The following is a 21,419-nucleotide window of genomic DNA, read 5'->3' as shown; positions in this document are numbered from 1 at the left end:
ACTTTTATTCTTTATTTTTTCTAATTATCCCCAAACTATCTTTAATAGTTGTTTCTCCAAGTTGAGTGTATAACAAAGTTGTATCTTGACTGGTATGCCCAAGTTGTTGCATCACTTGTAATGAGTCTTTTTCTTCCATATATAATTTATTTGCCAGTGTATGTCTTAATTTATGGGGAGACATTCTTTTTCCATAGGCCTTCGTATATTTTTCTACTATATCTTGGATAGCTCTAACCGAAAGAGGCTGTGCAGTAGGTTTATACATCGATAAAAACACATTTTTTAATTCTTTCCCTGGAGCGTATTTGTTATCTCTAATTTCCATATACTTTTCAATATCATTCAACGCAATGGGGGTAATCCATACTGAATCTTCTTTATTTCCTTTTCGGATCACATCGATTAGTCTTTCTTTTAAGTTTATATCTTCCATACGAAGATCGGCCAATTCACTTACACGAATACCACTACCAAGAAAAAGGGAAAGGATAGCCACATCACGATTTTTATCTCTTAGGAAATAGAACCACTGATGTTTTGTTAAAGATTTTTCATGTTCGTACTTAATGTAATTCAAAAATTCTTGATCGTCATTATTATGAAATATCTTAGATCTCATACGTTTTGCACGAGCATTTAATGTTTCTTTATCTTTATGTATTTCTATTTTAGCCATTACATTTCTATAAAAATAACATTCTCCATCTTCATTCTCTGATAGGGAGGTAAGATACTTAAATAATGATTTTAAGGCTGAAATTTTTCTGTTAACAGAGGAATTCTGCATGTTTTGTTGTAGTTTTAAAAATCTCATAAAATTTTCAACATCTTTTTTCTTTAAATTTTCCAAATCAGAGAAGGATATGTCTTTAATAGGTTTCAATTCAATAATTTGTTCAGATAATAACCAATTAAAGAAGACTCTAAAATCATATACATAATTCAGTAGGGTGGAGGGAGAGGCTTCATGCAATTCTTTGTACTCCACAAATTCTTCTATGTAAAAGGGCATTTCATTTAGATTTTCGTATAATTTCTTACGATGTACGGATTTTTGACGTTGCTTGCTGTAATCCATAAAAATCTCCTCATATATACTATAACAGAAAAAACATACGAACACAAGTTCGCGTAAAATTCAATTTTTACACAAACTTATTTACATAATTAAATTATGGTTGCTAGAATTCAACTGAAATTGAATAAGAATAGTATAATCATTCTATTGAAAATGATAGATAACCAAATGATAAATTAAAATTACATTATAAAACTAGTATAAAAATCACATGTAAATATAGATAAAATAAAGGATTTTTCACACAAAAATCAATATGTGGAAACAGTTAAAAAGTTGTTATCAAATATGAATTGGTTATTTAAATCATGATTATGAGGAGTTAATTAGATTAACATAAGAAAAAATCTTATAAATTAAAATGTAATTTCCTATAAAAATTATTAATGAGTAACTCAGCATTTAATAATTTTTATATAAAGTATGAATTATATAGGCACATATCAATACACTAAGATTAATGTAATTGAGCTCAAACCCCCTAAATACTGTATTAGAGTTTTATATAAGTGTATAATTGTTCGTAAAAACGGTATTTCGTGCGAAGTTTGAAGTGTTTGTTTTTGCCTCTTTAAAAATGCATCATTCACTTCCCTTTCGTCATTATGAGACGGTGAATAAACAATATAAACCAAAGCGTGAGTTATCCTATGAGGAAGTAAAACTGCTGTTAAATTACTATAAGAATAACGAAATTAACTATGCGTTATTTTCAGTACTCGCTACCACAGGGTTACGTGTTGCGGAAATAGCGCATGCGAGAAATATCTTGAATATGATGATATACGTGGACGTTATTATTTAACAGTTGATACAAAGGGAGATAATGAACGGATTGTTTCTATTAATAAGGAGATTTTTAATCGTATTGTTGCGTTTCGAATCCCTAGGAGATTACCTATAGATATAGGAAATAAAAATGGCGGGACTATTTTCCAAACGAAAAACCATACTACTTATAGAGAAAATTACTTATCACAATATATTATCTAAGATAATAAAGGATACCAGGTTACCTTTTACGGAGAATATACGAATTACTCACCACTTAATTTTAAAACATATTATATAAATAAAGGGATTAATAAGTAGAGAATTCTCAACTAAAGTGTATATGAAAGTCGTAACTTGATAGCAATTTGGTGCTACCCCTAGTTGATAAATAGATCAACAAAAAAGAACCCAATTAATAGGTTCTCTTTTGTTGCTTATGATTTTTGTGCTAAAATACGTTCAACCTCATCTATGCCTAATTTACTGGCTTTAGCAATCGTTTCAAGTGGTACACCAAGCTCATGCATACCTTTAATCATCTGTATTTTTCCTTGCTGAACCCCTTCTTGAATTCCTTCTTGAATTCCTTCTTTTTTCCCCTCATTACGAGCATGAGCAAACTTTGCAGCCTCATCCATTAAGGCCTTTTCTCTTGCTTCATATGCTTGTCGGAAAGAGGAATCTTGACTCATACGTTCCCAATTATTCATTGCTTTTTGTAAAATTGGATCTTGATTCATGGCAATGTCCTCCAATGTTTGTGTGAGGTGCTCATCTTCATTCGCTGGTAATAATAATAACCAACGAACAAACGAGTCTTCCCACGGATTAACTTTTTCTTCACGCCATTGCTGTAGTAATTTTGGAATCTCTACAATATGAACTTCTATATCGTCACTTAATAACTTTTGTTGCTGCTGATTCCAAAGGATTCCTGTTGTATGAAATGCTTCATATTCTGGAAACATCACAAAATTTAACAAGTTTATGGTAATCGTTTTATGAAGAGAGCTATAAGGCATTCCTTTTTGCAATTGAGAGGTGTATAACCTTCCCCAATAATACAAGCTTCGTTTGATCATATCATGATTGTTATTCAATTGTATTTCTACATTTACCTTTGTTCCTGTATTTAATGTAGCCGAAATATCTAAAATTGATAATTTATCTTCTTCGTATTCGCGATGCAAATGTGGATCTTCTAATTGTAGGGCAACAATAGGTGATTCCAAAGAATCTTTTAATATGGCATTTAAAAAGGCAACTAAAATATCTTCATTCCCATTTGTGCCAAATAACTGCTTAAATGCAAAATCGATACGTAAGTTTACTAACGAATTGGACATGGTTTTCCTCTTCCTGTTTTAGACTATATCTTTACCTTTATTGTACATAAAACCAAAGCTAATATGCAAACAATCCCTTTTGATTTATATAGGGATTTAAGTCTTCTCTTAAAGGTGTACCGCCACATCACTATCAATCTAACAAAATAAAATACCCCTTAAAATAAAAAAACGCATCCTTTCCTTCCGTAAACTTATAGGAAAGGATGCGTTTTTTTACACTTGGGGGTAAAGTAAATTCTTAAGTTGATGGGCATGTATGCTCACCCCTATGATGTCTTTTTTACAAATAAAATAAAAATCAACAGACTAATAAACCCAGATACCGCACAAACAATAAATAACATTTGATATCCCATGAGTTGTGAAACAAACCCTAGAATGATTGATCCTAAACCAATCCCTAAATCAAAAGCAGTGAAAAATGTAGCGTTTGCTACGCCCCTTTTCTCTGGTGGAGCTAATCGTATAGTTACTACTTGAAGAGCGGGTTGTGCCGATCCAAATCCAATTCCATACAAAATAGCTGTTATAACGAGTCCAACAAGACCTTTTGTCATTGCTAGGACTAATAGTGCAATTATCATTATAAAAAGCGCAGGAACAATAATGATCCCTTCTCCACGCTTATCGGATATTCTCCCTGCAATCGGTCTAATTACTATAAGTGTGACAGCATAAACTAAGAAAAAAGTACCAGCGTTCACTTGAATCTTTGCCGCAAACAGTGGTAAAAATGTTGTAATGCCACCAAAAGTAAGGGATAAGAAAAATGTCACATTAGCGATTGGTAAAACCGTTTTTTCAAAAAATGATATTGGTTGTTTTGAGGTATGCTGAACGGCTGAAATTTTTGTGCCAAGCGCAAGTATGAATGCAATAAGTGCTAATGCTGTGCATAGTAGAAATAAATAATGAAATGAAAATGATTTTGCTACCCAAAGACCTACTATTGGTCCTAAAGCCATACCTAAAGTCATTGCAAGTCCGTACCATCCCATTCCTTCTCCGCGACGAGATGGTGGAATCACATCAGTCACAGCTGTTCCAATCGAAGTTGTAGCAATTGCCCAGCCGATTCCATGGAGGATACGTAATACCACTAAAAATATAATTCCTGTTATCCAATCATAAAAATACATTGTAATTGCAAAAAATAGTAGTCCACTTATTATAAATACTCGTCGACCATATCGATCCATTAATCCGCCAACAATAGGACGAAAAATGACTGCCGATATTGTAAACACTCCAATAATAAATCCGACTTGAGATTCACTCCCGCCTAATTGTTTAATAAACATAGGTAGTGTTGGCATTAACAAATAAAAACCACTAAATAGTAGTAATGCTGTAATTGACAGCATTATATAGTTTTTTGTCCATAAACGTTCCATTGTAATGTAATCCTGCTTTCTATCGTTTAATAAGTTAAGAATGTTCTTCCTGTCCTAAAGTAGCGAGATAAGCAAATAAAAAAGCAGTACCACCGCTATAAAATGTTGGTACTGCCATATAGAGTGACAAGTGTTTTGATAATTAGAACGTACTTGCTACTTTAATCGCTTTTTCAAGCCCTGCAGCAATAATTTCTTCTGCTTTATCTGGGAATTGGTTGTGACCTTCAATCACTACCTTCTCCATATCTTTTACACCGAAGAAGCCCATCATACTTGCTACATATTTAACGGCCATTTCCATTTCAGCTTTTGGTCCTTTAGAATATACACCGCCACTTGCGTTTAATAATGCAATTTTTTTATCTCCAATAAGACCTACTGGTCCTTCTGGCGTATATTTAAATGTTTTGCCTGCACGGTTTAAGTAATCAATATATGTGTGTAGTACAGCTGGGATTGTTAAATTCCATAACGGGAAACCAAAGACTACTTTATCAGCTGCAAGGAATTGATCTAAATATTTATCAGCAACAGCTACTGCTTGTGCTTCTTCTACTGTTAAATCAAATCCTCTACCAGACTTAAATGTACCGTTAATCATATCTACTCCTACATATGGCAATTCCTCATTGTATAAATCAAGCTCTACCACTGTATCATTTGGATGTGATTCTTTATAACTTGCTAAAAAAGCATAATATAATTTCACACTAACCGCTTGATCTACTGGACGATTGTTTGCTTTTACAAATAAAACTGTTGTCATGTTTTTTCCTCCTGTTACTCACTCTTACGTTGTTATATTTTTAAAGGGATTATATTGTCTTTACAATGTCTTTTTAAAACTGCACTCCATGTCTCCACCTAGCGCTTCAGCTGTATCACCAGTTTCTCTGAAATCATGTGTATGAATTAATTCAAACGGGCCAAAATCTGTTTGTTTATAAAATTCATAGCAAGGAAATCCATCATGTTTACCTTCAATATCAACAGTACCGTCTTTTTTAATATGCACAGTTAAAAGATAGTCAACAGCAGGTGCATTTATATTTAATGGGTTGCTAGCACTTGCACTCATTTGAAACTTGACGTCATTAGTACTCCATTCAATATCAGTGCATACAATACGTTCTGAACTAGCTTTTCCCGTTCTTGTATGAACGGAACCATCTGAAGTTGTAACTCTTTCCGTTGTTATACCCGTATTTCCATATGTGAAAATTTCTTTTTTGTGAAAATCTACAACTACTTCTTGTTCAACTCTAGAACGCATAGCATTTACAGCATAAGGGGTAAATTCACGTGAATCACCTTCGAACTCGATTAAGTCTCCCGTTTGATTAGATCCAGTCCAACCTATTGAAACCCAAGACATTGGGATAAATACACTTGCTCTAATTTTAACGATATCAGCCATGAGAAACACCTCTGTAATTTTATTTTTAAGTAATACAAAACATTGACTCATTGAGCAAAACAGGTCACAATTTTTTAGGACAATCAATTGTTTTACCTTTAATACTCGCTACCGATTGTTAAGTGTGATCCTTTTTTGATTTGTATTTATATTTAAATTGTCTTTTTAAAACTGTATTCCATCTCTCCAGCTAGCGCTTTTGGAGTATCACCAGTTTTTCTGTAATCGTGTGTATAGATTAATTCAAATCGTCCGAAGTCTGTTTGCTTATAAAATTCATAGCAAGGGAACCCATCATGTTTACCTTCAATATGCAAAGCTCCACTTTTGCTAACACGTATAGTTAATAAATAGTCAGCTGCAGGTGCTGCTGCATCTAAAGGGTTGCTGGCACTGGCCTTCATTTCAAAAGAAACCTCATCAGTGCTCCACACAACATTCGTACATACAATGTTTTCTGTACCTGTTTTTCCTTTTTGATGCTCAATAGAACCATCCGGATTTGTAATTTTTACAGTTGTAATACAAGCATCTGCAAATGTGAAAATTTCTTTTTTATAAAAATCAATAATCACTTCTTGCTCTAATCTTGAGCGCATTGTGTTTACGGCGTATGGTGTAAATTCACGTGCATCACCAGTATATTCTAAGATCCTTCCTGTTGCAGAATCCTTAATAGGTTCTAAGCAAGCATACGGAGCAAATACACTTCCTCTAATTTTTACGATATTAGCCATGAGAAACCTCCATAATGTATTAATTGTATTTCGGTGAATCCTATTTCTTTTATATTTTAAATGTAGTCAACTGTATTGACTTCATTTGAGGAGGTTTTATATATGAATCATCAAATACTGAGTGAATTCAATCTTATATTACTTTTGCCATTATTCATTCTCACCTTTCTGTTTTTAATAGGATAGAAAATAAACCGACATAACTAGAAATAAAATTACTAAGTTACAAATAGTAACTTCAATGATTAATTTAGTCATTATTTTTTTATTGTATTTATATTCTCTTTTCTAAAAAAACTTCTATATAGGTTCGTATTTTTAAAATTATTTCTATTAATTTTTTGATGTAAGTAAAAAATAAAATCCTTATTTTATATGGTTTTAAGGTGTGTTTATATAATTAGGAAACTATTTATTTACTAGCCAATAAAAAATAATCAGAAGTGAAATAAAATAGTAAAAATAGTTGACTATTTTATTCACCTTGGTTACTATTAGTGACATAAAGTGTTTATGGTTACTAATAGTAACCTTTATTAGCGCAAGCAAATAAGACATTTTACAAATACATTGAGAGTTGAAAATACAATACAAAACATCAAGGAAGAAGGAATAATCACATGAATACATTTAATCTTTCCAATGACGGATCTATTCAAACAAATTTGAAAGGGAAAAATCTTCTTGCCCAACCTTTCTTAAATAAAGGATTAGCATTCACAAATAAAGAGCGTAAAGATCTTGACTTAGAAGGGATATTGCCTCCAACAGTTTTATCGTTAGAAGAACAAGTTAAACGTGCTTATTTACAATTTAAAGAACAACCTAATAACTTACGCAAAAATGTTTGGTTAAACGATTTATCTAATCGTAATACCGTATTATTCTATCGATTGCTAACAAATCATCTTAGTGAAATGTTACCTATCATTTACACTCCGACTGTTGGACAAGCCATTCAAGAGTATAGTCATGAATATCATCGTCCAGACGGTGTTTATCTTTCTATTAATGATATGGATGGAATTGAAAAAGCATTTGCAAATAGTGGATTTAAAGCAGAGGATATTGATTTAATTGTAGCTACAGATTCTGAAAGTATTCTTGGTATTGGTGATTGGGGAGCGAATGGAATCAATATTTCTGTTGGTAAATTGGCTGTTTACACGGCAGCAGCTGGAATCGATCCCAGTCGTGTGTTGCCTGTTGTATTAGATGTAGGGACAAGCAACGAAGAGTTGTTACAAGATCCTTTTTATATTGGAAATCGACATGAACGAGTTCGAGGCGAAAAATACGATGAATTTATTGATGCATACGTTGAAAAAGCATTAGAAATGTTCCCAAATGCTTTATTACATTGGGAAGACTTCGGTAATGTCAATGCTCGCAACATTATTGAGAAGTACGGAGATAAGATTTTAACATTTAACGATGACATTGAAGGTACTGGAGCTATTACATTAGCAGCTATCCTTTCTGCTGTTCAAGTTACTGATGTCCCATTACGAGAGCATCGAGTAGTGGTATTTGGACCAGGAGCTGCAGGGATTGGTAATGCTGATCAAATTCATGATGCGATGGTGTTTGATGGTCTTTCGAAAGAAGAAGCATATAGTAGATTTTGGGCTGTTGATTACCGAGGACTTTTAACAGACGATATGGATGGTATTTTAAACTTCCAAAAACCTTACTTACAAAAATCGGAAGAAGTAAAAGGTTGGGCGCGTGATGAATCCGGTAAAATAACTCTTCTAGAAGTGATTAAACAAGTAAAACCTACTATTCTGATTGGAACATCAGGTGTAAAAGGAGCCTTCTCAGAAGAAATCGTAAAAGAAATGGCCAAACATGTGGAACGCCCAGTCATTATGCCAATGTCAAACCCAACGCCATTAGCAGAGGCAACTCCGCAAGATTTACTTACTTGGACAGATGGAAAAGCACTAATTGCAACAGGAAGTCCATTTGAGCCCGTTTCTTATAAAGGTACAGTATACGAAATTGGTCAATCTAACAATGCATTTGTATTCCCTGGTTTAGGACTTGGTGCGATTGTCGTAAAAGCGAAAGTGATTACAAGTGGTATGTTTACTGCTGTTGCAAATGCTGTAACTGATATGACTGATAGTCGTAAAGCTGGTGCTTCATTACTTCCAAGTACAAAGGACTTGCGTTCTGTTTCTATAGCAGTAGCAATTCAAGTTGCAAAAGCAGCTATTCAAGATGGCGTGGCTCAACATGTTCCAGAAGATGTTGAACAAGCTGTAAAAGATGCTATGTGGCATCCAACTTATAAATCAATCAAATCTAGTGAAAATTCGGAGATAACTATGTAGGTTTAAATGAATGCCTATCACCTTGATAGGCATTATTATTTACCGGATATTATTCACTTTGAAGTTAAATCGTAATTTAGATATATACATTATGGAGGATTTTAAAATGGAAACTAGTCAAATCTTTATTATTCTAACACCTATTTTCTTTACCATCCTATTAGGATATTTGGCCGGATATTTTAAAAAATTTGATGCGACGACATCAAAAGGATTAAATACATTAGTAACTAAATTTGCATTACCAGCCCATCTGTTTGTGGGGATTACAACAACCCCTAAGCAAACATTAATTGAAAAATGGCCATTTTTACTTGCCTTAGTTATTGGTATTGTAGGCTTTTATATTGTTTTCCTATTAATTGCTAAATACGTATTTAAGTTTTCATTAACAAAAGCATCCATGTTTTCTTTAAACTCAGCCCAACCAACTTTTGCATTTATGGGGACTCCGGTTTTAGGGAGTTTGTTTGGAGCAAGTGTAGCTGCGCTTCCAATTGCCATTACAGGAATCGTTGTGAATGCCATACTAGATCCATTAGCTACTATTATTGGTGCAGTGGGTCAACGTCAGAATGAAGAGACTGACGAGAAAGAAGGTCTTTTGAAAGTAACTGTTAAATCAATTTTACATGGTCTTTCAGAGCCGCTAGCATGTGTTCCTTTAATTGGGGTTATCCTTGTGCTATGCGGGTTCCAGTCACCACATTTATTAGAGAAGAGTTTAGAGCAAATTGGTGGCATTACATCGGGTGCAGCTTTATTTGCTGTTGGGGTTACAATCGGAATTCGTAAAGTTCAATTTAGCCCAACTGCATTTGGGATTTCACTTCTTAAAGTAATCGTTCAACCACTTATCATGCTTGGAATTGCACATGCAATAGGATTATCTTCAGATGACGTAACAAAGTTAGTTTTATTAGTAGCATTCCCAGGATCTTCAGTAGCTGCTATGATTTCGTTGAAATTTGACAGTCTAGCAGGTGAGACAGCCTCTTCCTTTTTTATTAGTGCGCTTATGTCTCTTGTTACCCTGCCCTTCTTGATTTCTTGGTTGATGTAAATAAAGTTACGGTCAATCAATTGAGGTTATAAAGTCTTTAAAATTCCCTCAGACGCTTGAAGGGTACCCTATAAAATGGAAAGTTTAATAAAAAGCCCCTAAAAAATCAAGCGCTTAAGAGATGGTTTCGGTATTCTACCGGGGCCATCTCTTTTAGTGTCCGCTGATAACGGTTATAATTATAGTCCTAAAATGATTCGAGTAAACAACTGAAAATTATTTTGGTGGATTAAGTTGATATACACAATACTATAGTGCTAGATAATATTGTGAGATAAATTAGATACAACAAGGTAAGTGTAGAAAAGCCTAGGAGAGTTTTTATTAAACACAGTATTGTTACTATAATAAATATAATTAGCAATACTGTGTTTTTAGATTGAAATATTTAAAAATATTTAGCAACTTCTTTAGCTCTAATAATAGCTCTTTTCTTAATCTCTTCAGCCTGTTCTGGAAATTTGTTATGTCCTTCGACAAATATCCCTTCAAAGAAAGAGGTTCCAAAGAATTCCATCATAACTTCTAAATACCGATGGCCCATCTCCTTACGCGCTTCTGGTCCTTCAGAGTAAATATCGCCACGTGCTTGAATGTGCAATGCTTTTTTACCTGTTAATAATCCTACCGATCCCTCTTTTGTATATTTAAATGTTTTTCCTGATACAGCCACAGCGTCAAGATATGTTTTTAAAATGGCTGGAATAGAAAAATTCCACATTGGAGTGACGAATACATACTTGTCAGCTAATACAAATTGTCCGCCTAATTCAGCTAGACGTCCTACTTTTGATATTTCAATAGGTGTTAATTCATGTAAAGGAATTCCAGATCTAAGTTTCTCCCAACCATTAAATACATCAGCATCAAGATATGGAATATCCGCTTTGTATAAATCAAGATGAACAACTTCATCATAGGGATTTAATTCTTTATAGGACTTAATAAATTCTTTTCCAACTGTCAAACTGTATGATTCGGTATTATCAAATGGATGCGCTGTAATATAAAGAAGATTTGCCATTTGTTTCTTCCTACCTTTCTAAAATGAGGTCAGCTATTACTTTAATATGAAACAGTGTAATTTTTTTAATATGAATTGTCTACTTATTAAATGTATTGACTATATTTTTTAGGAGATTGCACTTTGTCTTTTCTTAATATTTGTTTGATTTTTGTATTTGTAAGAACCTTTATATTTACTCTTTTATCCAACTTTCAGCCCATTGACTAATTGGTCCAAGAATTTTCCCTAATTCTGTTCCTTTTTTTGTTAGTAAATACTCTATTCGTACAGGGCGTTCCGTGCTCACATGTCGCACTACCATATCGTTATCCTCAAGTTCTTTCATTCTTTCTGTAAGCATACGTTTACTTAAATCTGGAATCATTGAATGAATTTCACTAAAACGTTTAGGACCACTCATTAGTACATAAATAATTAATCCTGTCCACCTTTTCCCTATTAATTCAAAGCTTTTTTCTATTTTAGGTCCTATGTCTCGTTTTTCATCCATCTTTCATACCTCCGTATAGATGATTTGTAATCTTTTATTCCCCGTGTATTTATTGTAATCACATAAATTATATCAAATAAATAAAACAATTCCTGTATTTTGGTAGGAAATTATAATTAATTGGATATTTAAAGTAACCTGTATATTTTTGTGATAAGGAAAATTTTTTGAAAAAATCGATATTTTTATCATGTTATTTCTTATTTAATATGTTGTAATTTTACTAAGTTTTTATGTGAATAAATATTTTTTGACGTTGTAAGTGAGGCATATTTCTTTTATAAAAAAACAACATAGTTAACTTGATTGATTATGTTATTCGTAGTACAATGAACCAAAAAGTCAACTTAATTGACTTTTCGAGGAGGTCTTATGTATGAATCATCAAGTATTTAGTGAATTAGATCTTACATCCCTTTTATCATTATCCTTTAGTACATCGATTAATGAACTACATGACAGATTGAGTGAATTGGGATTTGGAGATATTAGACCTATACATGGTTTTATGTTTAAATACATCACCCCTAATGGAGCGACAGGTATAGAACTAGCTGAATATTTAGGAATTACAAAGCAAGCTGTAAGTAAAATGGTGGATTATCTTGAGAAAAGTGGTTATGTAATGCGTAAAACTCATCCCACTGATAAGAGAGGTAAAATTATTGTTTTGACTGAACGGGGTTGGTTAGTAGTGCAAGCAAAAGAGAAGATACTAACTGAGATTGAAGAGCGCTGGATTGAAAACATAGGTGCTGAACGAATGCAAATGCTTAAGGAAGATTTAACAAAATTAGTTTATGAAGCAAATGAAAGTAATTCACCATTGAAGTTTAGACCTGTCTGGTAAATATAAATTTTATAAAGAAGATTAACTGTACGTCTATTAACAGTTTAAGAAACAGACAATCCTCCAAACGATAAAAGTGAAAGTAAGATTTTTCCATTTAAATGAAAACAAACTTTTCGTTATGGTGGGTTCCAAAATATTAGTTTGATGGGTATGGAGTAATTTCGCCTAAAAGATTGTTTGTGGAAATAAAAACCCTAACCAAGATGTTATTGCCTAAACATATAATGCTTTAAAACCAATATAACACTGTAGGGTGTATGTTGGTTTTTTCATTTTTTTTTATGCTTGTTATTTTTGCTTTTGTGGGCTTTAAGACTTTAATCTGATGATTATAGGTTAGAATTTCTTTAGCGTAGAAAAAGCAACCTTAATTTTCTAGAAAATGTATTAGCGTGGGTTTTTTCCGATTATCTTAACTCCAAAGTGACAATCATTGTTAAATCAATGGTTGTCACTTTGTTTACATGTATTCAATGTAGTTTTAAGTTGTTTAATTAACTCTGTTCGAGGAAAATTTATACTAATCCGGCTTTATAAACCAAAAACTAGTCAATCACACGAAAATAAAGTGTTAAATTGTTTTTTGGTTTATTGCATTATCGATCCCCGTGAGCGGAACAAAAAAGGTTTGAGTCTCTTTGTCCGGCTGCTTTCGACCAGCTGTCCCGACGGTCGGATTCACATCGGCAAGTTCGTCGGCACACACAGCCCCCACCATCAGCGGACGCAAGCTGCCATCTCCCAGCAAATTTTCGGCTTCCGGTAGCGGTGCATGTCCGTTTCCGTCAACATGTTGATCGCCCATCCGTCAAACAACCGACGCATATCTGCTTCGTCAAAAAAACGTTTCCGCCGCCCCTCATGCTCGTAATAACGGGGTTCCAATTCGATGCCCTGGCCGGCACCGTAATGAACATCGCACGTGGAATTCAAGCGGGCTAGCAGCAATCCGCCAGTGCCGACAACTCTCGCAATTTCGCTAACAATAGAAACAGTATCGTCCCAGTGAAAATAATGCAGGGACAAATCCGCGACAACCGCCCTCGCGCTACCATCCGGAAACGGCAATCCTCCTGTCATATCGAATAGGTTTGTTTCAACGCCTGGCACATATTTGCGTATAATCGCCAACGACTCAGAGGAGAAGTCGCAGGCGATGACCCGATAACCTCGTTCTGTTAAAAACAAAGAGTCGCTGCCATATCCGCAGCCAAGATCAATGACCGGTCCATCTTGGGCCAATTCTAGCATCGGCTCGTATTTTTTCAGCCAAAAATCTACTTGCGGCTTGCCGAGATTCACATCGGCAAACACCTCGTTCCAATGTTCAGCTTCTGAACGTCTCGTCATGGTCAGAACCTCACTTTCTGCGGAGAAGAGCGTAATAATTAGATGCTTGCTATCATTTTGACAAAAGGAACGCTTCCTTTCTAGATCGCACATACCTGTCCGTTAGCTTAATGCCTCCCGGTCAGTCTAAGACTTTATTTCCTTAAAGGGGTCTCACCACATTGCTATCAAGTAAAAAAAATACAACTACCCACAATGAGATTTTGTGCTAACTTGTTATAAAAAAGCTTATTTTTTCGTTTTGGGGGTATTTGCTTTTCTTAGCTTGATGGTGATGTGGCGGTACCCCTCTTAGTTGTATAAATGATAGTAAAAATAAAAAAGACATAAATTAACGTAGATAGATAATTTATGTCTTTTTTAACTAAAACTAAATTATTTTAGGATTTAGTTTTGTGAAGTCTGATAGTCTTTTATTTTTTGATTAATAGCAGATGCAATGAATTCTTCAATGGTAGTGTTGGTCTCTTCTACTATTTTATTAATTGCTTGATATTCTTTGCTAGAAAGTGTAACTGGTTTTGTCACGCTACTACTATCTAAATATATACTATTATTTACACGCTTTATTAATTTTCCTTCTATTATATATGGTGTTAAGTATTCTATCCATTCCATTTGCATACCCATAGGTAATTCAATAAGAGATTGGCGTATATCGAAATACCAAAAATCCTCCTCTTCTGAAACCTTTAGGTTTCTTGGTGATACGTACTGAAGGATTAAGTCAATCAATTGGAAAGAGTTGCTGCGTAATTGATCGGACTTAGGTAAACGGAATTTAACAAACCTTTGATGATGACTACGTGGTTTATCAGGTAGATCGTATGCTGGTACGAATCCTGATTTAATAGCTTCATTTAAGGTGAACTCACTTCCAAATTCATCAATCAACATAATATCACCACGCTTAGGAATAGAAATGACCCTTGCTATCGTATTACTTTGAATATATTTATGGAAAAGGACTGTATTATACTTTTGTGAGTATGTATATAACGTGTTTTCTTGATCAAATTGTTTTATAACTTGAAGTAACTCTTCTTCTCTAATGAATTTTGTTTCGCGGTTACGATGTTCCCGTATAGTAGCGGCTAATTCCCCATCGCCCAACCATTTTTCTAATTGATATGTGCTTATACCATATTTTTTACTAGCTTGGTAAAGGGTAATACCTTCGGTCTCTCTTCCCTTTTTAATTGTTTCCACATCTTCTCTTTTGAAAAGGAAACTTCCATCTAAACGCCATGTATCCTTGTTGATTGGTACTAATTCTTCCTGTTTGATTAAATTATTAACAACGAAATTACTAACTTCTAAATATTCCCTCACTTCGTTTGTATTCATAATCATTTGCTGATTCTCACTCATATTTCCTCTCCTCTTATATTTCATTTATATGTATTTTAAAAAAAATTTAAGTCTAATTTTAATTTTAAAGAATATATAACTTTAATTCATTATAACATATTTAAAGTTTAATCTTTTTACACAATCTAATAATAACGATTTATATTTACTAATTAAATTAATTTTTATATTTATTTAAAAACAACAACAAAAACAGTTATATAAGTTAGATTAATATAACCATAGAAAATGGGCGTTTTTCTATGGTTACTATTACTTTTCATTTTTATAAAATTTAATCTTACTATGTAATTAATTTTAAATTATTTTCAGTTATAATAATAAATATAAAAGTAATTAATAAGGAGTTGTGGGATAATGACAATTGAATTGAATTCAATTCATAATGAAACTTCTTTAGAAAACATGGAGAAACAAAAACAAAAATTTACAAGCATAATTGCATTATGGAATCGTGATTATATAATTGAAGCTGAATTTAAAAAAGAAAATAATGAAAGAAAAGATACATATACATATGAGGGATTTTCTGATGAAGAGATATTATATTACTACTTGAACCGGCAAAAACATTTTGATCAAGAGAAACGTATCAAAGATGCTTCTAGAACTCTATATGCACGTGATTTAAGTCAGTTTTACTTCTTTGTCAAACAAAGTACGGATTTTTTGCAGAAAGATGTAACAGATTTTGAAGTTGGACAAATCTGGAGGAATTTAAGAAAACGGCATATCCGTAATTATCAAAAATGGCTATCCCAGGAGGCAATCTCTTATCAATCAAAAGAAAAATACAAAGCATCTACAATTAGTAGAAAACTTGGTGTAATCCGTTCCTATTTGAAATGGCTATATGAAATTCAATTTATCCAGGAGCCACTTCATGTAGAAATCTTAAGTACGACGGTGAATAAACAACATAAACCTAAGCGTGAGTTATCCTATGAAGAAGTAAAGCAGCTGCTAAACTACTACAAGGATAATGAAATTAATTATGCGTTATTGTCGGTCCTTGCTACTACTGGTTTGCGTGTTGCAGAAGTGGCCCATGCAAAGTGGGAAGATCTTGAGTATGACGCTATAAGAGGTCGATATTATTTAACGGTTGATACAAAGGGAGATAATGAACGTATTGTTTCTATTAATAAGGAGATTTTTAGTCGTATTGTTGCGTTTCGAATCCGTAGGAGATTACCTATAGATATAGGTAATAAAAATGGCGGGGCAATTTTTCAAACGAAAACCCATACTTCTTATAGAGAAAATTACTTATCACAATATATTTCTAAGATTATAAGGGATACCAAATTACCCTTTACGAAGAATATCCGAATTACTCCCCATTTCTTTAGACATTTTTATGTACAGTATTTATATGATTACAAGGGACTTGCACCCCATATAATAGCAGCTGCAGTAGGCCATAAAAATGATAGAACTACAAAAGAAAATTATTTAAAACAACGGTTAACGAAAGATAATGATGCTGGAAATTTAATTATGGAAGATGAATTCTAATTTTAACACTTTGATAAATTTGTATTGCATTTCTTCAATATTATCTTTTTTAATTATGTTTTTTTTACATAATTAAAATCACCTAATCCTCCATTTGTTTGTGTATAAATTTATAAAGGGTCTTCAATATTTTCTGAAATAAGACTCAACCTGAATTGATAGGTTCAAATAAAAACGCATCTTTTTGTATATTTTTACAAAAAGATGCGTTTTTTTATCATTTCATTCTTATGGTTAACTTTAGTGCTTTTCTATTAAAAGATTCTATGAGTTTTTTACTTTTTTCATTTCACTTCGAGCGGCAAGAAAAGCCACAAGTCCAGCAGATCCAAACAGTATCGACTTCCATGAGAAGTCATGTTCAAATATTAATATTCGAGAAAAATTGACAAAGTTCCCAATGAAACACAGGGCATATAACCAAAGCCAAAATTCTGAGCTGAAATCTTTAAATTTCATAATAATTCACCTTATTTCAATTTATTAGATATACATATAATATTCTTGAAACTCTTCTTAATATTAGGATAGTATTGATATAGAAATTTTTCAATTAAATTAAAGTGATATGCAATATTGCATATGGAGTTTGGAGCTTTATTTGTATTTTTTTACGCTCCCCTCATAATTTGCTGTAATTGAAAACATACTACTTTTTTGAGAAACAAGATATAGTGCTCCCTGATAGGTACCATCATCATATGGAGAGATATCAGGTACTCTTATTACATTTGGACCTAAAGGAGATTTAGGAAACGTTTTAAAACATTTTTTTACATATTCATTCGTTTCTTGATTTTGTGAGATATTCGTACATCCAATGAATGAGTCATCTTTTAGTTCGTTCGCATGTATAGATAAACCTCCTGTTGTCAGGATTCCTATTAATAATATAGATACAGTCATTTTTTTAAACATTTAATCCCACCACTTTTTAAATTTTTCGATGTTATACTTTATTTCAAACTACTTTCTATTCATATAAAATATTGAAATTTATGATTTGGATTGAAATGAAGAAAAACTTTGAAATTCAACTTATATAAAACTATATTTGATTACCATAGCGTAACCCTACAAATAGGATAGCTTAATTTCTTGAACTAACCATAAATTATATATTTTCATAATAGAATCTTACCCACTAACGAAAATAATAAATTAAAGCAATTCAAATGTCCTTTTATTAACTAGTTATTTAAAGCCTTGTATACATTAAGGATACCGTTTCCAAATAAATCTCTATTAAATCCAATTCTATCTACACCGTTTTGATAAAGAAATTGAATTGCTCTTTTGGGGTGATTTTTCAAATGATTCTTATCAATAATTAAAGCCAAAGCCCCTGAAACTTTAGGAGCTGCCATGGAATTACCGTAGGCATAGAAATATCCTTGATTTGGAACCGTACTAATTATGCGTTCCTTTTTATACATTTCATTTTTTTCCCATGATTGTTCACCATATTTTTCTAATAGCCTAGTATCTCCTCCTTGAGCAGCAATATCTATAAATCCTTTTCCATAGTTTGAAAATAAGGATAATTCATTGGAGGACCCTACAGAAGAAACAGTAACTACACTGGGCAGGCTTGCAGGAACATCAAGAACCTTTCCTTGAAGCGTTATTCCATCATTTTTAATTTTATTTTTAAGGAAATTTAGCATTTGTTGCTTATCATTTACATTAAGCGAATCATTTCCTGCTGCTGCAACTATAATGCTCCCCTGATTTTCAGCAAATTTAATAGCATCCCTATAAGCTTTAATTTCTGCTAGATTTGTCTTGGATCCATTCTCACCTAATAGAGCTATTCCATTTATTAAATAATCTCCCAAACTTATATTAATAACATCAACATCATCTTTTGCAGCTTCTATTATAGCTTTTATAATCCATAATGAGTCCGCATTTTGCTCCCCAAAAACTCTATAAGATTTAATTCCTATTCCTGGTGCAATTCCTTTCAAATTACCATTTGCAGCAATTTGTCCAGCTACATGGGTCCCATGACCTAATTTATCAGTTAATAAATTTAATTCTCCAGTTTCTTCGATTTCTTTTCCTCTAAAACCGCCTTTAGGTACGAGATTCTTAGATCCTTGCACGACATTATCTTTTAAATCTAAATGATTGATATCTAAACCAGAATCAATAATTCCAACGGTAACATTTTTGGTTCCTGAAAATAATTTATAACTTTCACCATTATTTGTTACTTGCTTCATATCCCATTGTAAATCCCATAACGAACCTGGATTTGGAGATGGGTTATTTTCTGGTTTTTCAGAATTTAAACGTGAGCTTACAGAACGTAAAGAAGGATTAAATGTATCAACCAATGAGCTTGAGCCAATTTTTTTTATATTAGTTTCAGTTGTTTTTACTTGTATAATTCCAAGTTCTTCAATTGAATACAAAACTGTTGCTTTATATTCATTGGTTAAATTCACTAATTCATTGTAATCTTTACTATGTTTTGCTTGTATTGTATAATAATTTTCTTGCTCTTCTGCATTACTGATTTCGCAAGGTATTAAAATAACAAAAAATATAAATAGAGAAATTATTAACTGTACAATTTTACTATTTTCTAGTCTTATCCCCAAAAAAATCCCTCTCCTTTTCATATCCACTATGAAAACAAAAGGTACTTCAAATATCTATCCAATGAAGTACCTAAGAATCACTTATTATGGTTATATATATCTATAGTACAACTTTCATCCGTACATTTATTGACAGGTACAATTTTTCTATTTTTTGCAATAATAGAGTAAACTAAATTACCTATTCTTGTAAATTTAGATAAATAAAGAAATGGAACTAAAAACCAATACTGAGGTATCCTTTTAGATACCTCTATAACAACATCTATTCCTTTGTAAACTTTCCCGTTACCAGAATTTACAGCATGTATATATTTATTTAGTTCTTCAATATCAATGTTTATTTCCATTTGATTTTTCTTCTCACGGAAAGATTTAAAATACAAGAGATTATGTTGATCCTTTTCTTTCCAATCACCTACAATTTTATTGCAGAATACACAATACCCATCGAAATAGACGTATATATGGTTTTTAGGAAGCCATTTTCTCAATATGTTTTTTCCCTTTGCCACCTTGTAACCTTCTTTCTTTAAATTTCTTTAAAAACATATAAAACTTTTTATGTTCTTTATCTGTCAAGAAAAGAATATCTAATGCAATCATGATTAAACCAAATTGAATTAATCCCATCATAATAATAATCACAAAATGAAATGAAATTGATCCTATAAGAATAGGTATCTTTAAATATTTATTAAATACACATAGTGGGAAAAATAATTGTGTAATTATGGCACTATAAGCTCCTAAAGTTAATAGAACAGGTGAATTGATAATAAATTGAGCAAGGAATGGCTGAGTAAATTCATCAACATGTAAAATATAATATAGTGCAGTTCCGTTATACCACATGTGCCCCTGCGATTTTGCAAATCCAGAGAAAAAGTATAGAATACACACTTGGAATAAACACATAAATATAGCACAATTATGAAACATATTTGAAAATTTATTGCTGTCTGTATTTTTCCCTTTGCTAATAGAGAAATACCTATTCACTTCAGCAAACATTAAGTAGAATAAAATTATAATTAAAATATTGTTTCCCCCATCTAAAGCTAGCGGGTTTCGAGCATATAAAGAATAAATCATTATGTAATTTAAAACTCCTACAACCCTAGTTTTCACACCGAGCAAATACAATGTATTAATAATAATTCCTAAAAAATATAGAATTTCAAAATATAAAATTGAATCATTAAAAGAATAAAGAGATAAAAATTTTCCCTTGGTATAATCTAAAAGGTAAAAGGAATTTGGTCCCCAAATTTCATGTCTTTTAGTAAAATAAACTAAATATGTGAAGGCTATATGAATACCAATAGCTATTCTTAAAATACTTGCCCCTATTAGATAATGTTTATTTGATGTGGCTACATTATATAAATTCTTAAAAGGTTTCATATAATTAATCATTTTTTTCACCCAATGCTGAAATATTTTGAGCAGGTAAGCTCAGATACGTTTTTTTAACTTCCCCTTTTTTTCCGTATTCAGGGAACTCAGAAGTTACCATTCTTACTTCAATTTTATCTATATTTCCTTCGTAAGTTCTTGATAAAGTGCGTTTTGAAACATCATAAAGAACATGTAAATCAGCATTATTCTTCACATTATTTTTTTCTAGAAAATCCTTATTTTTAAACATTGCTTCTTGCACATTCGTTCCCGAAGTACGTATTGATGCAAGGGTCAATCGATTTATATCGAATCTATTATTTTGTAAATTAGTAGTAAATGTTTTAGTAATGTTAACCCAATCTGTTGTTTTTTCGTTTCCATTAGAATCTTTATAACCGCCTCTAGTTACAATATCCATATTGGTGCTAACAGGATTGGGAGCAAATAAATTCCAATTCTGAGAAAATAGAGGATTCATATAATTATCAATAATAAAACCTAGTTTTACTTTTATTGGATTTATTGGAGAGTTATATAACACTGTCATTGAAGCATGAAACAACATAATAAACATTAGACCTATAAAAACTATTTTCTTCAAAAAACTTCACCCCTAATTAACAAATAAAAAGCTTAGGGA

Annotated in this window: 20 protein-coding genes and 1 pseudogene; 5 read left to right on the top strand and 16 right to left on the bottom strand. The window is 32.3% G+C overall.

What is annotated here, in order from left to right:
* Positions 1–4 precede the first annotated feature (4 nt).
* A complete protein-coding gene (xerS, locus tag JDS98_RS17080) occupies positions 5–1,081 on the bottom strand; it encodes a tyrosine recombinase XerS (protein WP_199634152.1) in 1,077 nt (358 codons plus the stop codon).
* 610 nt (positions 1,082–1,691) lie between these two features.
* On the opposite strand from xerS, the pseudogene JDS98_RS30025 reads away from it, so the two are divergent.
* Positions 1,692–2,153 (top strand): annotated as a pseudogene (locus JDS98_RS30025) (tyrosine-type recombinase/integrase); the annotation flags it as partial.
* Positions 2,154–2,289: 136 nt separating this feature from the next.
* Here the strand turns inward: JDS98_RS30025 and JDS98_RS17065 are convergent.
* The 5 genes from JDS98_RS17065 to JDS98_RS17045 all read right to left on the bottom strand — a co-directional run bounded on the left by JDS98_RS17065 (position 2,290) and on the right by JDS98_RS17045 (position 6,755).
* Complete coding sequence (locus JDS98_RS17065) at positions 2,290–3,201, bottom strand: Rpn family recombination-promoting nuclease/putative transposase (RefSeq protein WP_199634150.1); 912 nt, start codon at positions 3,199–3,201, stop codon at positions 2,290–2,292.
* A 269-nt stretch (positions 3,202–3,470) separates the two neighbouring features.
* Complete coding sequence (locus tag JDS98_RS17060; RefSeq protein ID WP_199634149.1) at positions 3,471–4,598, bottom strand: MFS transporter; 1,128 nt, start codon at positions 4,596–4,598, stop codon at positions 3,471–3,473.
* A gap of 142 nt (positions 4,599–4,740) precedes the next feature.
* Entirely contained in the window at positions 4,741–5,367 is a 627-nt protein-coding gene (locus JDS98_RS17055) for an FMN-dependent NADH-azoreductase (protein WP_199634148.1), read from the bottom strand.
* A 60-nt stretch (positions 5,368–5,427) separates the two neighbouring features.
* Positions 5,428–6,018, bottom strand: a complete 591-nt coding sequence (locus JDS98_RS17050; RefSeq protein ID WP_199634147.1) for a DUF3238 domain-containing protein — start codon at positions 6,016–6,018, stop codon at positions 5,428–5,430.
* Between the two features lie 152 nt (positions 6,019–6,170).
* Positions 6,171–6,755, bottom strand: coding sequence for a DUF3238 domain-containing protein (locus JDS98_RS17045; protein WP_199634146.1), 585 nt, complete (start codon positions 6,753–6,755; stop codon positions 6,171–6,173).
* 620 nt (positions 6,756–7,375) lie between these two features.
* Here JDS98_RS17045 and JDS98_RS17040 point away from each other — a divergent pair.
* Complete coding sequence (locus JDS98_RS17040; protein ID WP_199634145.1) at positions 7,376–9,094, top strand: NAD-dependent malic enzyme; 1,719 nt, start codon at positions 7,376–7,378, stop codon at positions 9,092–9,094.
* Between the two features lie 106 nt (positions 9,095–9,200).
* Positions 9,201–10,157 (top strand): AEC family transporter, encoded by a 957-nt coding sequence (locus JDS98_RS17035; protein ID WP_199634144.1) that lies wholly within the window; start codon positions 9,201–9,203, stop codon positions 10,155–10,157.
* A 388-nt stretch (positions 10,158–10,545) separates the two neighbouring features.
* Here JDS98_RS17035 and JDS98_RS17025 read toward each other — a convergent pair whose 3' ends face one another.
* Entirely contained in the window at positions 10,546–11,181 is a 636-nt protein-coding gene (locus tag JDS98_RS17025) for an FMN-dependent NADH-azoreductase (protein ID WP_199634143.1), read from the bottom strand.
* A gap of 175 nt (positions 11,182–11,356) precedes the next feature.
* The gene (locus JDS98_RS17020; protein WP_147807497.1) at positions 11,357–11,674 is read right to left on the bottom strand and encodes a winged helix-turn-helix transcriptional regulator; all 318 of its coding nucleotides are present in this window, start codon (positions 11,672–11,674) and stop codon (positions 11,357–11,359) included.
* A gap of 376 nt (positions 11,675–12,050) precedes the next feature.
* Between JDS98_RS17020 and JDS98_RS17015 the strand changes: the two genes are divergently transcribed.
* Complete coding sequence (locus JDS98_RS17015; RefSeq protein ID WP_147807498.1) at positions 12,051–12,524, top strand: MarR family winged helix-turn-helix transcriptional regulator; 474 nt, start codon at positions 12,051–12,053, stop codon at positions 12,522–12,524.
* Positions 12,525–13,098: 574 nt separating this feature from the next.
* Here JDS98_RS17015 and JDS98_RS17010 read toward each other — a convergent pair.
* The 3 genes from JDS98_RS17010 to JDS98_RS17000 form a co-directional block, all read right to left on the bottom strand.
* Entirely contained in the window at positions 13,099–13,257 is a 159-nt protein-coding gene (locus JDS98_RS17010) for a hypothetical protein (protein ID WP_199634142.1), read from the bottom strand.
* Positions 13,245–13,877, bottom strand: a complete 633-nt coding sequence (locus tag JDS98_RS17005) for a class I SAM-dependent methyltransferase (RefSeq protein WP_098711994.1) — start codon at positions 13,875–13,877, stop codon at positions 13,245–13,247. The genes JDS98_RS17010 and JDS98_RS17005 overlap by 13 nt, the downstream gene beginning before the upstream one ends.
* A gap of 387 nt (positions 13,878–14,264) precedes the next feature.
* On the bottom strand, positions 14,265–15,248 hold the full coding sequence (locus JDS98_RS17000; protein WP_001293862.1) for a hypothetical protein: 984 nt from the start codon (positions 15,246–15,248) through the stop codon (positions 14,265–14,267).
* 357 nt (positions 15,249–15,605) lie between these two features.
* Between JDS98_RS17000 and JDS98_RS16995 the strand changes: the two genes are divergently transcribed.
* Positions 15,606–16,766, top strand: a complete 1,161-nt coding sequence (locus JDS98_RS16995) for a tyrosine-type recombinase/integrase (RefSeq protein WP_199634141.1) — start codon at positions 15,606–15,608, stop codon at positions 16,764–16,766.
* 597 nt (positions 16,767–17,363) lie between these two features.
* On the opposite strand, the gene JDS98_RS16990 is transcribed toward JDS98_RS16995, so the two are convergent.
* The 5 genes from JDS98_RS16990 to JDS98_RS16970 form a co-directional block, all read right to left on the bottom strand.
* The gene (locus JDS98_RS16990; protein WP_046958481.1) at positions 17,364–17,684 is read right to left on the bottom strand and encodes a hypothetical protein; all 321 of its coding nucleotides are present in this window, start codon (positions 17,682–17,684) and stop codon (positions 17,364–17,366) included.
* Between the two features lie 272 nt (positions 17,685–17,956).
* Complete coding sequence (locus tag JDS98_RS16985) at positions 17,957–19,375, bottom strand: S8 family peptidase (RefSeq protein WP_242480980.1); 1,419 nt, start codon at positions 19,373–19,375, stop codon at positions 17,957–17,959.
* A gap of 77 nt (positions 19,376–19,452) precedes the next feature.
* Positions 19,453–19,890 carry a thiol-disulfide oxidoreductase DCC family protein gene (locus JDS98_RS16980; RefSeq protein WP_052767442.1) on the bottom strand — a complete coding sequence of 146 codons (438 nt, stop codon included), beginning with the start codon at positions 19,888–19,890 and terminating at the stop codon, positions 19,453–19,455.
* Positions 19,850–20,794 (bottom strand): HTTM domain-containing protein, encoded by a 945-nt coding sequence (locus tag JDS98_RS16975; RefSeq protein ID WP_052767443.1) that lies wholly within the window; start codon positions 20,792–20,794, stop codon positions 19,850–19,852. Before JDS98_RS16975 ends, JDS98_RS16980 begins: the two co-directional genes overlap by 41 nt.
* Positions 20,787–21,380: a DUF5819 family protein gene (locus tag JDS98_RS16970; RefSeq protein WP_052767444.1), complete on the bottom strand. Its 594-nt coding sequence runs from the start codon at positions 21,378–21,380 to the stop codon at positions 20,787–20,789. The genes JDS98_RS16975 and JDS98_RS16970 overlap by 8 nt, the downstream gene beginning before the upstream one ends.
* Positions 21,381–21,419: the final 39 nt, after the last annotated feature.

Source organism: Bacillus cereus group sp. N11 (assembly GCF_016483605.1).
GTDB classification, from domain to species: domain Bacteria; phylum Bacillota; class Bacilli; order Bacillales; family Bacillaceae_G; genus Bacillus_A; species Bacillus_A toyonensis.
This window is presented reverse-complemented; position numbering and strand designations above follow the sequence as displayed.

Bases quoted from the DNA above. Each gene is read 5' to 3' on its own strand.
- xerS (WP_199634152.1), bottom strand. From the start codon at position 1,081: ATGGATTACAGCAAGCAACGTCAAAAATCCGTACATCGTAAGAAATTA.
- JDS98_RS17065 (WP_199634150.1), bottom strand. From the start codon at position 3,201: ATGTCCAATTCGTTAGTAAACTTACGTATCGATTTTGCATTTAAGCAG.
- JDS98_RS17060 (WP_199634149.1), bottom strand. From the start codon at position 4,598: ATGGAACGTTTATGGACAAAAAACTATATAATGCTGTCAATTACAGCA.
- JDS98_RS17055 (WP_199634148.1), bottom strand. From the start codon at position 5,367: ATGACAACAGTTTTATTTGTAAAAGCAAACAATCGTCCAGTAGATCAA.
- JDS98_RS17050 (WP_199634147.1), bottom strand. From the start codon at position 6,018: ATGGCTGATATCGTTAAAATTAGAGCAAGTGTATTTATCCCAATGTCT.
- JDS98_RS17045 (WP_199634146.1), bottom strand. From the start codon at position 6,755: ATGGCTAATATCGTAAAAATTAGAGGAAGTGTATTTGCTCCGTATGCT.
- JDS98_RS17040 (WP_199634145.1), top strand. From the start codon at position 7,376: ATGAATACATTTAATCTTTCCAATGACGGATCTATTCAAACAAATTTG.
- JDS98_RS17035 (WP_199634144.1), top strand. From the start codon at position 9,201: ATGGAAACTAGTCAAATCTTTATTATTCTAACACCTATTTTCTTTACC.
- JDS98_RS17025 (WP_199634143.1), bottom strand. From the start codon at position 11,181: ATGGCAAATCTTCTTTATATTACAGCGCATCCATTTGATAATACCGAA.
- JDS98_RS17020 (WP_147807497.1), bottom strand. From the start codon at position 11,674: ATGGATGAAAAACGAGACATAGGACCTAAAATAGAAAAAAGCTTTGAA.
- JDS98_RS17015 (WP_147807498.1), top strand. From the start codon at position 12,051: ATGAATCATCAAGTATTTAGTGAATTAGATCTTACATCCCTTTTATCA.
- JDS98_RS17005 (WP_098711994.1), bottom strand. From the start codon at position 13,877: ATGACGAGACGTTCAGAAGCTGAACATTGGAACGAGGTGTTTGCCGAT.
- JDS98_RS17000 (WP_001293862.1), bottom strand. From the start codon at position 15,248: ATGAGTGAGAATCAGCAAATGATTATGAATACAAACGAAGTGAGGGAA.
- JDS98_RS16995 (WP_199634141.1), top strand. From the start codon at position 15,606: ATGACAATTGAATTGAATTCAATTCATAATGAAACTTCTTTAGAAAAC.
- JDS98_RS16990 (WP_046958481.1), bottom strand. From the start codon at position 17,684: ATGTTTAAAAAAATGACTGTATCTATATTATTAATAGGAATCCTGACA.
- JDS98_RS16975 (WP_052767443.1), bottom strand. From the start codon at position 20,794: ATGATTAATTATATGAAACCTTTTAAGAATTTATATAATGTAGCCACA.